Genomic DNA, 14,025 nt, shown 5'->3' with positions numbered 1-14,025 from the left:
GTGGTCAGGCCCTTCTTTTGACGAAAGTTTTACGCCCCGTTCACCTCTTCTGATTAGCAGGATGTCGCATGGAAATCCCTTGGTGGACCGCAGCATGGCTTGTGACCAACGATGGCGGATACTCGGAACCCGAGGATCTGGAAGAGGTCGTGCGCCGTTTCGAGAAAATGTCTGCCAAGGAGAGAGAAGACGTCGCCTTCCTCGAATGCATGGCGCCGATACCGCTACCCGACAGTGAGCCGGTCATGACCGTTCCGGCGGCCGCGATACCGGCATTGATCGATCTGATGTTTTGAACGATCCGCTGCTTGATAGCCGCCCGTAACGATATAGGGCCGGACGTCACTGCGCCCGCGCATACCCCTTTGCAGCCGCGACACCCTTTTCAGAAATCGTCACGGACCGATGTTGCACGGCCGCGATCTCCCCGATCGCGCAGGATAGTCGCCGCCTGCCGCGCCGGCGGTTCGAGACTTTCGGGCGCGGCCGCCAGCCGATCGACGAGTTGCGCCCTCATCCGCGGATCCCAGAATGCCATGATATGATCGGCGGTTGCCCTCGCCGCCGCCTCATCGCCCGTCGCCGCGAAGTTGCGGGCGATCTGGTTGGCCATATAGACCAGCCGCTCGAGATTGCTCATCATCGGCTCTGCCCTATTCCGCAGCCACGGCGGCGCTGATCCGGCGCGATCGGTGCGACAGTTGATCATAGCGAATCTGCCAGTCGCTGGGCCCGTTCGACGGAGCGACCTGCACCGCCGTCACTTTATATTCCGGGCAGTTGGTGGCCCAATCCGAAAAGTCGGTGGTGACGACATTGGCCTGGGTCTCCGGGTGATGGAAGGTCGTATAGACGACACCAGGCGCCACCCGATCGGTCACCACCGCGCGCAGGGTCGTCTCACCGGCGCGGCTGCGCAGGCTCACCCAGTCGCCATCCTTGACGCCGCGATTTTCGGCGTCCTGTGGATGGATCTCCAACCGATCCTCGGGATGCCACACAACGTTGTCGGTCCGCCTGGTCTGCGCCCCGACATTATAATGGCTGAGAATCCGACCGGTCGTGAGCAGCAGCGGGAAGCGCGGCCCGGTCTTTTCGTCGGTCGGCACATAATCGGTGATCACGAACTTGCCCTTGCCGCGCGCGAAGCCGCCAATGTGCATGGTCGGCGTGCCCGCCGGCATCGCCTCGGTCGCCGGCCATTGCAGCGAACCATGTTCGTCGAGCGCGGCGTAGCTGACCTTGGCGAAGGTCGGTGTCAGCCGGGCGATCTCGTCCATGATCTGCGACGGATGGGCATAGGACCAGCCGAGCCCCATCGCATTGGCGACATTTTGGACGATCTCCCAGTCGGCAAGGCCGTTCCTGGGCTCCATCACCTTGCGTACGCGCTGGATACGGCGTTCGGCATTGGTGAAAGTGCCGTCCTTTTCGAGGAAGGTCGATCCGGGCAGGAAGACATGCGCGTAGTTCGCGGTTTCGTTCAAAAACAGATCCTGCACCACCACGCATTCCATCGCGGCGAGTCCCGCCGCGACATGATGGGTGTTGGGATCGGACTGGAGAATATCCTCACCCTGCACGAACAAGGCCTTGAACACGCCATCGGTCGCGGCATCGAGCATATTGGGGATACGCAGCCCCGGCTCGGCGTCGAGCGGCACGCCCCACGCCTCCTCGAACAAGGCACGGGTGGCACCATCGGAGACATGGCGATAGCCCGAAAATTCGTGCGGGAAGCTGCCCATATCGCACGCGCCCTGGACATTGTTCTGCCCTCTGAGCGGGTTCACGCCCACGCCCTCGCGGCCCAGATTGCCGGTCGCCATCGCCAGATTGGCGATCGCCATCACCGTCGACGATCCCTGGCTATGCTCGGTGACGCCGAGACCATAATAGATCGCGCCATTGCCGCCGGTGGCATAGAGCCGCGCCGCGCCGCGCACGTCGGACGCCGGCACGTCGGTCAGCGGTTCGATCGCTTCGGGCGCGCGCGCGGGTTCGGATACGAAAGCCGCCCAGTCGGCAAACTCATCCCAGTCACAACGATCGCGAATGAAGGTTTCATCATATAAGCCCTCGGTCACGATCACATGCGCGATCGCGGTGAGCAGCGCGACATTGGTGCCAGGCTTCAGCGGCAGATGATAATCGGCCTCGACATGCGGCGAATGGACCATATCGATGCGACGCGGATCGATAACGATCAGCCGCGCGCCCTCACGCAGCCGCCGTTTCATCCGGCTGGCGAAGACCGGATGGCCGTCGGTGGGGTTGGCGCCGATGACCATGATCACGTCGGCGAACTGGACGCTGTCGAAATCCTGGGTGCCGGCCGACGTGCCGAAGGTGGTCTTCAGCCCATAGCCGGTCGGCGAATGGCAGACCCTGGCGCAGGTATCGACATTGTTGTTGCCGAAGCCCTGGCGGATGAGCTTCTGGACGAGGAAGGTCTCTTCATTGGTGCAGCGCGAGGAGGTGATGCCGCCCACGCTGCGCGTACCATATTGGGCCTGGATGCGGCGGAATTCGGAGGCCGCATAAGCGATCGCCTCATCCCAGCTCACCTCGCGCCACGGCTGATCGATGCTCGTGCGGATCATCGGATTGAGGATGCGTTCCTTATGGTTTGCGTACCCCCAGGCGAAACGGCCCTTGACGCAGCTATGGCCGCGATTGGCCTTGCCATCCTTCCACGGTACCATCCGCACCAGTTCCTCGCCACGCATCTCCGCCCGGAAGGTGCAGCCCACGCCGCAATAGGCGCAGGTGGTGACGACCGCACGATCGGGCGTGCCGATGTCGATCACGCTATTTTCGATCAACGCCGATGTCGGGCAGGCCTGCACGCAGGCGCCGCACGAAACGCATTCGGAGGCCAGGAAACCGTCATTCTGGCTCGCGACGATCTGCGATTCGAAGCCACGCCCCTGCACCGTCAGCGCGAACGTGCCCTGCACCTCGTCGCACGCCCGCACGCAGCGCGAACAGACAATGCACTTGGTGGCATCGAAGGTGAAATAGGGGTTGGATTCATCCTTCGCAGCGCTCAGATGATTGTCGCCGTCATAGCCGTAGCGCACGTCGCGCAGCCCCACCGCGCCGGCCATGTCCTGCAGTTCGCAATTGCCATTGGCCGAACAGGTCAGGCAATCGAGCGGATGATCGGAGATATAGAGCTCCATCACCCCTTTGCGCAGGCTCTTCAGTTTCGGCGTCTGCGTGTGCACCACCATGTCCGCGGCGACCGGCGTGGTGCAGGATGCCGGGTAGCCCGCGCGGCCCTCGATCTCGACCAGGCACAGCCGGCACGATCCGAAGCTTTCAAGACTGTCGGTTGCACATAATCTTGGGATGCTGGTGCCCATCAAAGCGGCAGCGCGCATGACGGACGTGCCTTCGGGCACCTCTGTCCGCTGGCCATCGATAGTGAGTGCCACCAGCGCCTGCGCAGCGACCGGAGCGGCCTTGGTACCGAGGTCTATTTCGCCGATCCATGCCATGACGCTTACTCCGCCGCGACGGCGGGGGCCGATCCGCCGAAATCCTCGGGAAAATGATCGAGCGCGCTCAGCACCGGATAGGGTGTGAACCCACCGAGCGCGCAGAGCGATCCGTATTTCATCGTATCACAAAGATCGCGCAGCGTCGCGACATCCTGATCGACGGATCGCGTTCGCCCCAAGCGGATGCGGTCGATTATCTCGACCCCGCGCGTCGATCCGATCCGGCACGGCGTACATTTTCCGCAGCTCTCGATCGCGCAGAATTCCATCGCGAAACGCGCCATATGCGCCATGTCGACCGTATCGTCGAACACGGTGATCCCGGCATGGCCGATCAACCCACCGGCCGCGGCGAAGGTCTCATAATCGAAGGCCAGATCGAACATCGAAGGCGGGAAATAGGCGCCGAGCGGCCCGCCGACCTGCACCGCACGCACCGGCCGGCCGCTGGCCGTACCGCCGCCAACCTGTTCGACAAGCTCGCGCAGGGTGATGCCGAAGCCGATCTCATACAGCCCGCCATGCCGGATATTGCCGGCGATCTGGATCGGCATGGTCCCACGCGACCGGCCATAGCCGACCGCCGCATAGGCCGCCGCACCCTCGCGCAGGATGAACGGCACCGCGGCGAGCGACAGGACGTTGTTGATCACCGTCGGCTTGCCGAACAGGCCGGCATGCGCGGGCAAGGGCGGCTTGGCGCGCACCTGCCCGCGCTTGCCCTCGATCGATTCGAGCAGGGCAGTTTCCTCGCCGCACACATAAGCCCCGGCTCCTACCCGAACCTCGAGTATGAAAGGGGCTACGATCCCGGCCGAACGTTCGATCGCCGCCTGCATCGCGCGGATCGCGAACGGATATTCGGAGCGGATATAGACATAGCCGTGGTTCGCCCCGACGGCATGCCCGGCAATCGCCATGCCCTCGATCAGCCCGTAGGGATCGCCCTCCATCAGCATGCGATCGGCGAAGGTGCCGCTGTCGCCCTCATCGGCATTGCAGACGATGAACTTTTCCGGGCCCGGCGCATCGAGCACCGTCTGCCACTTGATGCCGGTCGGGAAACCCGCCCCGCCGCGCCCGCGCAGCCCGGATTCCCTAACCACTGCGACGACGGCCGCCGGCGCCATCTCGCGCGCGGTGTGCAGCCCGGCCCAGCCGTCATGCACAGCATAATCGTCGAGGCTGAGCGGATCGATCACGCCGCACCGCCCGAAGGTGAAACGCTGTTGCGCGGTAAAGAAGGGCAGATCGGCGACCCGCCCGAGCCGGTTGGCATGCGTCCCGGCCAGGATCGCCGCAACATCGCCCGCCGCAACCGGACCGTAGGCGATGCGCCCCTGCTCGCCCTCCACCTCGACCAGCGGCTCGATCGAAAACAGGCCATGGCTGCCCGTCCGCACGACATCGCATCCCGCAGCGGCGAAGGCTTCGGCGATGTTGTCGGCGCCGAGCGCGACCGATGCCATGTCGGCCGATATGAAGACCCGCGTCATGCCGCCACCCGCGCTGCGATCGCATCCAGCCCAGCCGCATCGAGCCGCGCCACCGGCGCCCCGTCGACAAGCGCATTCGGCCCGGTGGCACACAGGCCGAGGCAGTAAACCGGCTCCAAGGTCACCTGCCCGTCGGCCCGGGTCGATCCCATCTTTACGCCCAGCCGTTCGACGGCCGCCACCTCCAGCGCGGCAGCCCCCCGCGCCTGGCAGCTCTCGGCACGGCAGAGCTTGACGACATGGCGCCCCGCCGGCGCCGACCGGAAATCATGATAAAAACTGACGACGCCATGTACCTCGGCCCGGGTCAGGTTCAGGCCCGATGCGATCAGCGGGATGACCGCTTCGTCGATATAGCCGAACGCATCCTGCACCGCATGCAACACGGGCAACAAGGCACCACGCCCTCCATGTGCGGCGATCAGCCGCTCGACCATCGCAATGTCGTCCGCATCGGCAAAGGCTGGCACATGACTCTCCATCGCATACTCGAATTGCCGCCTCAGTGACGGGTTGGCCATCGTTACGTCAAATCGACTGCCCGGATGCTTGATAGATATCGCCTGTCAAACGCCCGCAAACGGCGATGCCGGTTCAAGATTGCGTGCGATCATCAGCAAGGGCTCGGCCAATTTCGTGGTCCCGGTTGAACTCAGACGAAGAACTGTTCGGCGTTGGCGTGAAGCTTGGCCGCCATCGATTCCGCACCCTCGCTTGCCAATGCGACGTTACAGACCTGATAGGCGAAGCAGGGCTCTGCGCCGATGTCGGCCAGCGCCGCGAAGATCGCGGGGACATCGATGTTGCCCTCCCCCGGCAACGGCCGCTGGGTGATGTTCCGCGCGAAATAGTCTGTCGCGGACGTGAACTCCGCAGACGGGGCATCGGTCGGCTGAACGTAGGAAATGCGGTCTCCGGGGATCGTGCGCAACAAATCGAAATCCGGTCCGCCAGGCTGATTGTGCCAGTGCCCGAAATCGAGGCAGATCCCGCCATTATCCGCTCCGGCCTTCTGCACGATGCGCCACGCGGTCTTGAGATCGGGTACCGCATACCATGGCATGAATTCCAGACTCACCTGGATATCGTGCGCGCGTGCCCGCTCGCACAAGGTGGCGAAACCGTCCGCAGCTTGCGAGAGAGAGTTGAGTTGCGGCGCCATGTTGGCGGCATGGAGCACGCGCGCCCCGATCGCCGATGCCGCATCGAGCAACCGGTCGGCATCTGCGGTGCCGCCTTCGGGTCCTTCGCCCCAGTTCATCCCGCCCTCAAGCGCGCTGGCGAACATGCCTTCATCCTGGAGCAGCCTGCGGGTTTCAATGGTGCCGTAGCTCGCGACCCAGTTCGGCTGGAACGCCAGGCTTCGGAAACCCGCCTTGCCGGCAATGCGAATGAGCCGCTCGACGTCGTCGCGGACATGCCGGTGCGGATCGGGGTGAAGCGTGCTCAGGCACAGGCCAGCCCGATCGACCGTGTACGCCGGAGTCGTCATGGGAGCCTCTGGATCGCCGAACCTGCGGACGTGGGGCCGATCCGCGCGATGTTCGGTGCGGCGATCACCCAGCACAGCCACTCGAAGTTCATGGCGGCAACTCCCCTTTCAACGGAGATAACCGAATTGATTATGCGCAGAAAGGCTTTTAGCCCGAACCGGTCCTGAAGCGAAGGGTGGCTTTTCCGCTCGGCCATCGTCGAACGACGGAAAACACGGTGCAGCCTGATCAGGCCTTGCAGCTTGACCGCGGTCACAATGGATTTCGGGGCCTTGTTTGCCACCTGATCAACATATTTGCGCATGTTGGGGTTGGCCGGAAGGGCCTCAGACCCATCCCATGGCGCGGTTGTCCGGCCGCGCCATCGCCAGGCACCGGATCGCCGCGCAAGTTGCGGTTATGCCGCTGGCCGGTGGCGCCTGCGGGCCATGAACGCGGCAATGGCCTGCTGACCCGGCCCGATCTCGCCGATGCAGACTTGCGGATCAGCCTTGTAGTAGCGGCCCCAACGCGCCGCTGCCGCACCCAGCCGGTCGGCGCGCGCCGGCCCCAGCACTCGGATCGGCACGCCGATGCGCGCGAACATGGCGCGCATCGGCGCGGTCAGCGTCGCGGCGGCGATCTCGCTGGCGAGCCCGAGGTCATTGGCCGCCGCCGCCCACAGGCGGATCATGGCATGGCCATCGGCCGCGGCGAAATTGCCGATTTCGACGATACCGGTCCGCGGCACTTCCCGCCCGAGGGAGGCGCTCGCAAGCGTTTCGATCGGCTGGTCAAGATAGCTTTCGAGGAACAAAGGCGTGCTATCGGCCCGACGATAGCCGAGCGCGGCACCATGGCGGTCGGATGCCCCTTCCTGCAGCCAGCAGTCGTATCCGACCGCCGGTACGGCATCGAAGGCGCGGCGATAGCATTGGCGAATCAACGGTAATGCAGGCCAATCGCCCATACTGACTCCTTGGTTTCAGCCCAAGGATGCCGCGCCTGGCATCGATCCACAGTCCGTTCGCTAAATAAGTTGTCCCGCCCCGATCGGCTATCTCAGGAACGCACGGAATCGGCGGAGCGAGAAAGCGAACAACCCTGCCCCGATCAGGAACAGCATCAGAAGCTGTGGCCACACGACGTCCAGCCCCGCTCCTCGCACCAAGACGGCCTGCGCCAGGATGATGAAATGCGTATTCGGCGCGGCCAGCATGACGATCTGAATAGCTGCGGGCATGCTCTCGCGCGGCGTGGTGCCGCCCGACAGGATTTGCAGCGGCAACAGAACCAGGATGAGCAGCAGGCCAAATTTGGGCATGGACCCCGCTACCGTCGCCAGAAATATGCCAAGCGATGCCGTCGCGAAGATCTGCAGCACGGCGCCCCAAAGGAACAACATGAAAGAGCCGTGAAGGGGTACGTGAAGCAATCCCTGAGCGACGACGAGAAGGGAGAAGGTCGAGGCCAGCACCACCACAAGCCCCATCGACCAGATCTTGCTGATCATGATCTCCAGCGGGGTAACCGGCATGACGAGCAGATGTTCGATGGTGCCGTGCTCACGTTCGCGGATGAGCGCCGAGCCCGCCAGGATGATCGACAACATCGTAATGCTGTCGATGATGTGGGTCAGGGCGGTGAAGCGCCCCTTGTTGAGCTCGGGGTTGAAGCGCGCCCGCAATGTGAGTTCGACCGGCGGCGCGGCCGATGTTCGATATCGCAGCAGGAATTCGCTGATCTCGCTGGACACCATCTGCTGGACATAACCGCCTCCGCTCAGGGCCTGGGACATGCGCGTCGCGTCCACGTTCAACTGGACGGCCGGCGAACGGCCGGCGAGCAGATCACGTTGGAAATTGGGCGGAATATCGAGAGCGAATGTGTCGAGCCCATTGTCCATTCGACGATCCATCTCGGGAATCGAGATCAACTCCGGCGTCATGAAATACGGCAGGTAGAACGCCGTCGTGATGCGCGTCGACAAAGGCGAATGATCCTCGTCCACGATCGCGATCGTCGCGCGATTGAGCGTCTCGGGCGCTGATGTGGACGCGGTATAGACGGAAATCGTGAAGGAGAAGACGATCAGCACGAGCATCACCGGATCGCGCAGCAGGCCGCGAAGTTCCTTGATACCGAGCTGAACGATGTTCGAGGACCACATCGCCTAGCGCTCCTGCTTCTTCACAAGCACCGAACCGAGTGCCGCCAGCACGGGGACCGCGATCGCCAGCGGCAACAACGAGCCGGTCAGTTCCTGGAAGCCCAGCGCCTTGGAAAAAACCCCGCGCGAGATCGTGGTGAAATAGGTGGTGGGATAGATGCGGGCGATGAAGGCGCCGAAGCCTTCCAGCGACGAAACGGGATCGATCAGCCCGGAAAACTGTACCGCGGGCAGCATCGTCAGCATCGTGGTCGCGAACACCGCCGCAATCTGGCTTTTCATGAAGGCGGAGATCACCAGACCGATGCCGGTGGCCGCGACCACATAGAGAAACCCTGCCAGCGCATAGACCAGCACGCTGCCCGTGAAGGGCACGCGGAAGAGGACTACCGCGAAGAGCCACAGCAGGAGGAAGTTCAGCATCGCCAGCCCGACATAGGGAATCTGCTTGCCGACAAGGAATTCTACCCGCGTCACGGGCGTCACATAGAGGTTGGTGATCGACCCCACCTCCTTCTCCCGTACGACGCTCAAGGTCGCCAGCATCGCGGGAATCAAGATCAGCAGAAGCGGGATCACCGCAGGCACCATCGCTACCAGGCTCTTGACGTCCGGATTGTAGCGATAGCGTATCTCCATATTGAAGCCGCCCGACGCGTTTTGGCCGGCCTGCCGCGCCTTTTCCTCGAGCCATGCGGCATGGACACCCTGGACATAGCCCCGGACGGTTTCGGCGCGGTTGGGATTCGAGCCATCGACCCAGCCGCCGACCTGGACATTCCTGCCTCGCAGCACATCGCGGCCGAAGCCGGGGGGGATCTCGATCGCCAGGTTCAGCGTGCCGGCACGCATGCGCCGGTCGAGATCGTCATAGTTGGTCAGTGGCGCCTGTTCGATGAAATAGCGCGAACCGGCAATCTCGGCGGTATAATCGCGGCTGATGGCACTGTCGTCACGGTCGAGCACGGCAAAGCTGAGATCCTGGACGTCGAGATTGATGCCGAAACCGATGACAAACATCAGGATCACCGTGCCCAGCACCGCGATCGTCGCACGGATCGGATCGCGGATCAGCTCGAGCGTCTCGCGCCGGGTGTAGCTCAGCATCCTGCCGGGATCGAACATCCGCCGACGGGAAGAGGCCGGCGAGTTCGGAAGAGACGATTCCGCCCCCTTCATGCTGCCGGACAGGTGCAGGTCCGGCTCGGCTGGGGGCGTGCCGATCGCTTCCTCGAGATAAGCGATGAACGCCTGTTCGAGCGTTGCGGCAGACCGCCCTTCGCGGATGGCCTTCGGCGTATCGGTGACGAGCACCCTGCCCGCGTGCATCAGCGAGATCCGGTCGCAAAGCTCGGCCTCGTTCATGAAATGCGTCGACACGAAGATGGTCACGCCGTCGCGGCGCGAGAGATCGGCCAGGATTTGCCAGAAGGCGTCGCGCGCGACCGGGTCGACACCCGAGGTCGGCTCATCGAGGATGAGTATGTCGGGCGCGTGGATGGTAGCGACGGCGAGTGACAGACGCTGGCGGATGCCGAGCGGCAACGCGTCGGGCAGCACATCCATGACCTTTTCGAGGTCGAACTGCCGGGCGATTTCCTCGATCCGCGCGGGAATCGCCGCTTCGTCCAACTTGAAGATGCGCGCGTGGAGATCGAGATTCTGAAGGACGGTCAACTCGCTGTAGAGCGAGAAAGCCTGGCTCATATATCCGACGCGTTTGCGGATCGTCAGATCCCTGGGGTCCACCACCCCGCCGAACAGCTTCGCGGTTCCCGCGGTCGCTGGCAGGAGGCCCGTGAGCATCTTCATCGTCGTTGTCTTGCCGCACCCGTTCGAACCGAGGAACCCGAAGATCTCGCCGCGCGGGATTTCGAAGCTGACATCTTCGACGGCGGCGAATTCGCCGAACCTTTTGGTAAGGTGATGCGCCTCGATCGCGTAACCTTCGCCGGTCGGTCGCCCGGCTGGGGCAATCCTGACGGGCTGGTGCCCTTCGCGAATGTCTTCCGGCAAGAGCTCGACGAAAGCAGCGTCCAGGCTGTCGGTCGCGGTCCGGCTCATAATCTCCTGCGGCGTGCCGGTTGCCAGGATCTTGCCGGCATTCATCGCGACCAGCCACTCGAAGCGCGCAGCCTCTTCCATATAGGCGGTGGCGACGATGACGCTCATCCCCGGTCGGCCCGACCGAATCCGGTCGATCAAATCCCAGAACTGGCGACGCGACAAAGGATCGACGCCGGTGGTCGGCTCATCGAGAATCAGGAGGTCCGGATCGTGGATCAGAGCGCAGCACAGGCCGAGCTTCTGCTTCATGCCGCCGGACAATTTGCCGGCAGGACGATCACGGAAAGGCGCCAGCCCGGTCGCCTTGAGCAGGTCCGATATGCGCGCTTCGCGCTCGGCATGGCCTTGGCCGAACAGCCTGCCGAAAAAATCGATATTCTCGAAGATCGACAGCGTGAGATAGAGATTCTTGCCCAGCCCCTGGGGCATATAGGCTATGCGGGGGCACGCGTCGTTTCGGTGGCGCGTTTCGCGCATGTCGCCGCCGAGCACGGCCAGCGATCCGGCCTGCATCGCGCGGGCACCCGCGATCAGCGCCAGCAGGCTCGATTTTCCGACTCCATCGGGGCCGATGAGTCCGATCATCCGTCCCGATGGCATCTCCAGCGAGACATCGTCGAGCGCCTTCGTCTCGCCATAGGTCAGCCCGAGATTGGCAAAGACGATGACCGGCGGAAGTGCCGCGTTCATCGCACCAGGTTCTCGGTCAGCGAAGCGGGCCAGGCGATCTTCGGATCGGCGCGGACATAGGCCATGCCGGGCAAACCGGTCTTCACCTGGGCAAGATGCTTGCGAAGCAGATTCGGATCGATCCGCGCCTTCACGCGGAACATCAGCTTCTGTCGCTCGCTGGCGGTCTCGACCGTCTTCGGGGTGAATTGCGCCACATCGGCGACGAACGAGATTGTCGCCGGGATCGTGTAGTTCGGCGCTGCGTCGAGCACGATCCGCACCTCTGTTCCCATCGCGATCCGCCCGACGACGGTCTCGGGAAGGAAGAAGGTCATGTAGATGTCGCCAAGATTGACGAGATTGAGAACACGCCCGCCCCCTGCGACCACTTCGCCGGGCTGGGCGACGCGATACTGGATGCGACCATCGACCGGCGCCTTCAGGTCGCTGTCGCGAATGTCGGCGTCGATCCGCTCGATCGTCGCGCGCGCGGCATCGACCTGGGAACGCGCGCCGATAACCTGGCTGCGCGCGGTTCCGATCGCCGCTTCGGTCGCCGCGAGTTGAGCCCTCGCGGCTTCGACGGCGGCACTTGCGCCCTCCGCCTGAGCCTCGTCGTCGTCACGCTCCTGGACGGGCGTTGCCCCTTCCCGCGCAAGCGTCTCGGAGCGCCCGAGCCGTTTGCGCGCCGCATTCAGTTCGGCCTGACGCTGGCGGAGCCCCGCCAACGATGCGGCCCGCTCGCTCTCGCGCTGTGCGACCTGGCTTTGCGCGGTGCCGACGGCGTTGAGCGCCTGCGCATATTGGGCTTGCGCCTCCGAATGCTGGGCCTTGAGGACATCGATGTCCATATGCGCCACGACCTGCCCCACCTTCACGAAGTCGCCTTCATTGGCGACGATGTCGCGAATACGTCCGGAGGTCTTGGCGGAGATGTCGACCTCGACCCCCTCGATCCGGCCGTTGCCGCTGACGATGCCATCGGGCAGCCCGGCCGGCTTCATCAGATACCAGAGGACAACGCCTGTCAGCACGAGCACAAGAGCGATACCGCCCCGGATGAGCCATTTCTGCGGGGGCATGTTCATCGTGCCGGGCTCCTGTTTTGTGCGTTGATGTCGAAAGCCGGGTTTGCCAGGAAACCCCCGCCAAGGGCGGCATAGAGGCTGATGATGCTGGCCAGCTCCGCCCTGCGCAGCTGAACCAGCGACTGCTCGGTCGCGAAGAGATCGCGTTGTGCGTCGAGCACTTCCAGATATGCGGAGCGGCCATTGTCGAACAGCAACTGGGCAAGGCGGGCGCGCTCCCGCGTCGCCTCCAGCATGGTTCGCATGCTCTCGATCTGCAGCCCCAGCTGCCGGCGACGGACCAATGCGTCGGATACGTCGCGGAAGGCGGACTGAACGGTCCGCTCATAGTTCGCAACGGCGATGTCACGACGGGCCCTGGCAACATCGACGTCGGCTCTGAGCTGGCCGGCGTTGAACAGCGGCACCGACATCGTGGGCGTGAAGCTCCATGCTCCGCTCCCCGCCTTGAATAGGCCCCCCAGTTCGCTGCTCGCCGTACCCAAGGCGCCGGTGAGGCTGATATTCGGGAAAAAGGCGGCGCGGGCGGCACCGATATTCGCATTGGCGGCACGCAGCGCATATTCGGCCTCGACGATATCAGGGCGGTTTACGAGCAGTTCGGAAGGTAGCCCCGCCGGCAGGATATATTCGGGGCTCGCCTGCGTGAGACCAAGCGGCCCGGGGGCAATCTCCACGGGTTGCCCCACCAGCAAAGCGAGAGCGTTGCGATTGATGGCGCGATCCTGGTCGAGCGCCTGCAACGTAGTCTGCGCCTGCGCCAGCAGGGTTTGCGCCTGCGCCATGTCGAGCTTCGAGCCAGCGCCGACCTCATAGCGCCGCCGCACGATCCGCAGCGATTCCTCGCGCGTCGCGATCGTCCGTTGGGCGATCGCGACGCGCTCTTCATATTCGCGCTCGATCAGGTAGCCGTTCGCGACTTGCGCGATGAGATCGGTCGCGACCGCGCGCCGGGCTTCCTCGGTCGCCAGATATTGTGCCCGTGCCGCATCGTTCAGGTTGCGCAGACGTCCCCAGAAGTCGATTTCCCAACTCGCGCTGAGTTGCGCATAGATCTGGTTACCGGTGGCCGCCTGGCCGGTCGCCGAAAGATCGGCAGGCGTTCGGCCGCGGGTTCCTGTCGCTACCGCATCGAACTGGGGATATAGCGCGGCCCCCTGGATGCGCCAGGATGCCCGCGCTTCTGCGACCCGCCCTGTCGCGACCCTGATCTCGCGATTGTTCGCCAGCGCCTGTGTGATCAAGAATTGCAGCTGGGACTCTCGGAAGAAGTCCTGCCAGCCGATCCGAGCAATCGAGACGCCCGGCGGGGCGGTTTCCGCAAAGGTCTGGGGCACTGGCTGGGCCGGTCTGATATGGGATGGGGCAAAACTGCACCCGGCGAGGAATCCCGGCAGACCAAAGGCGAAGCCCAGCTTGCGGACAATGCCGAACGAACGGACGCCCGACACCTGCGTCATCTCTGCGGCCATGTTCAATCTTCGCATGCAATTTCCTCGCCTGGCTCTGCGACATCCCTCCATTTCTGCATCCGGCCCCATGTCCTCGACAGAT

Annotated in this window: 12 protein-coding genes; 1 reads left to right on the top strand and 11 read right to left on the bottom strand. The window is 63.8% G+C overall.

The window, feature by feature from the left end:
- The first annotated feature begins 68 nt into the window (after positions 1-68).
- Positions 69-296 (top strand): hypothetical protein, encoded by a 228-nt coding sequence (locus tag BLS13_RS02175; protein WP_093449405.1) that lies wholly within the window; start codon positions 69-71, stop codon positions 294-296.
- 89 nt (positions 297-385) lie between these two features.
- On the opposite strand, the gene BLS13_RS02170 is transcribed toward BLS13_RS02175, so the two are convergent.
- The 11 genes from BLS13_RS02170 to BLS13_RS02120 all read right to left on the bottom strand — a co-directional run bounded on the left by BLS13_RS02170 (position 386) and on the right by BLS13_RS02120 (position 13,958).
- Positions 386-643, bottom strand: a complete 258-nt coding sequence (locus BLS13_RS02170) for a formate dehydrogenase subunit delta (protein WP_093449404.1) — start codon at positions 641-643, stop codon at positions 386-388.
- 10 nt (positions 644-653) lie between these two features.
- Positions 654-3,503 (bottom strand): formate dehydrogenase subunit alpha, encoded by a 2,850-nt coding sequence (fdhF, locus tag BLS13_RS02165; protein ID WP_093449402.1) that lies wholly within the window; start codon positions 3,501-3,503, stop codon positions 654-656.
- A gap of 5 nt (positions 3,504-3,508) precedes the next feature.
- The gene (locus BLS13_RS02160; protein ID WP_093449401.1) at positions 3,509-5,002 is read right to left on the bottom strand and encodes an NADH-ubiquinone oxidoreductase-F iron-sulfur binding region domain-containing protein; all 1,494 of its coding nucleotides are present in this window, start codon (positions 5,000-5,002) and stop codon (positions 3,509-3,511) included.
- Complete coding sequence (locus BLS13_RS02155) at positions 4,999-5,472, bottom strand: formate dehydrogenase subunit gamma (protein WP_371128177.1); 474 nt, start codon at positions 5,470-5,472, stop codon at positions 4,999-5,001. Before BLS13_RS02155 ends, BLS13_RS02160 begins: the two co-directional genes overlap by 4 nt.
- Positions 5,473-5,654: 182 nt before the next feature.
- Positions 5,655-6,494, bottom strand: coding sequence for a sugar phosphate isomerase/epimerase family protein (locus BLS13_RS02150; protein ID WP_093449399.1), 840 nt, complete (start codon positions 6,492-6,494; stop codon positions 5,655-5,657).
- A complete protein-coding gene (locus BLS13_RS02145; RefSeq protein ID WP_093449398.1) occupies positions 6,491-6,799 on the bottom strand; it encodes a hypothetical protein in 309 nt (102 codons plus the stop codon). Before BLS13_RS02145 ends, BLS13_RS02150 begins: the two co-directional genes overlap by 4 nt.
- Positions 6,800-6,892: 93 nt before the next feature.
- Positions 6,893-7,444 carry a thermostable hemolysin gene (locus BLS13_RS02140; protein ID WP_093449396.1) on the bottom strand — a complete coding sequence of 184 codons (552 nt, stop codon included), beginning with the start codon at positions 7,442-7,444 and terminating at the stop codon, positions 6,893-6,895.
- An 87-nt stretch (positions 7,445-7,531) separates the two neighbouring features.
- A complete protein-coding gene (locus tag BLS13_RS02135; protein ID WP_093449395.1) occupies positions 7,532-8,644 on the bottom strand; it encodes an ABC transporter permease in 1,113 nt (370 codons plus the stop codon).
- 3 nt (positions 8,645-8,647) lie between these two features.
- The gene (rbbA, locus tag BLS13_RS02130; RefSeq protein ID WP_093449393.1) at positions 8,648-11,401 is read right to left on the bottom strand and encodes a ribosome-associated ATPase/putative transporter RbbA; all 2,754 of its coding nucleotides are present in this window, start codon (positions 11,399-11,401) and stop codon (positions 8,648-8,650) included.
- Positions 11,398-12,471, bottom strand: a complete 1,074-nt coding sequence (locus BLS13_RS02125; RefSeq protein ID WP_093449392.1) for an HlyD family secretion protein — start codon at positions 12,469-12,471, stop codon at positions 11,398-11,400. The genes rbbA and BLS13_RS02125 overlap by 4 nt, the downstream gene beginning before the upstream one ends.
- Positions 12,468-13,958 (bottom strand): efflux transporter outer membrane subunit, encoded by a 1,491-nt coding sequence (locus BLS13_RS02120; protein WP_256325660.1) that lies wholly within the window; start codon positions 13,956-13,958, stop codon positions 12,468-12,470. The genes BLS13_RS02125 and BLS13_RS02120 overlap by 4 nt, the downstream gene beginning before the upstream one ends.
- Positions 13,959-14,025 lie beyond the last annotated feature (67 nt).

The sequence above is a fragment of the Sphingomonas sp. YR710 genome (genome assembly GCF_900101455.1).
In the GTDB taxonomy this organism is placed as follows: domain Bacteria; phylum Pseudomonadota; class Alphaproteobacteria; order Sphingomonadales; family Sphingomonadaceae; genus Rhizorhabdus.
The sequence above is the reverse complement of the archived record's forward strand: the minus strand, read 5'-3'. Positions and strand labels throughout refer to the sequence as shown.

Coding starts and splice junctions, on each gene's coding strand:
- BLS13_RS02170 (WP_093449404.1), bottom strand. CDS start 643: ATGATGAGCAATCTCGAGCGGCTGGTCTATATGGCCAACCAGATCGCC.
- fdhF (WP_093449402.1), bottom strand. CDS start 3,503: ATGGCATGGATCGGCGAAATAGACCTCGGTACCAAGGCCGCTCCGGTC.
- BLS13_RS02125 (WP_093449392.1), bottom strand. CDS start 12,471: ATGAACATGCCCCCGCAGAAATGGCTCATCCGGGGCGGTATCGCTCTT.
- BLS13_RS02150 (WP_093449399.1), bottom strand. CDS start 6,494: ATGACGACTCCGGCGTACACGGTCGATCGGGCTGGCCTGTGCCTGAGC.
- BLS13_RS02135 (WP_093449395.1), bottom strand. CDS start 8,644: ATGTGGTCCTCGAACATCGTTCAGCTCGGTATCAAGGAACTTCGCGGC.
- rbbA (WP_093449393.1), bottom strand. CDS start 11,401: ATGAACGCGGCACTTCCGCCGGTCATCGTCTTTGCCAATCTCGGGCTG.
- BLS13_RS02140 (WP_093449396.1), bottom strand. CDS start 7,444: ATGGGCGATTGGCCTGCATTACCGTTGATTCGCCAATGCTATCGCCGC.
- BLS13_RS02175 (WP_093449405.1), top strand. CDS start 69: ATGGAAATCCCTTGGTGGACCGCAGCATGGCTTGTGACCAACGATGGC.
- BLS13_RS02160 (WP_093449401.1), bottom strand. CDS start 5,002: ATGACGCGGGTCTTCATATCGGCCGACATGGCATCGGTCGCGCTCGGC.
- BLS13_RS02145 (WP_093449398.1), bottom strand. CDS start 6,799: ATGCGCAAATATGTTGATCAGGTGGCAAACAAGGCCCCGAAATCCATT.
- BLS13_RS02120 (WP_256325660.1), bottom strand. CDS start 13,958: ATGCGAAGATTGAACATGGCCGCAGAGATGACGCAGGTGTCGGGCGTC.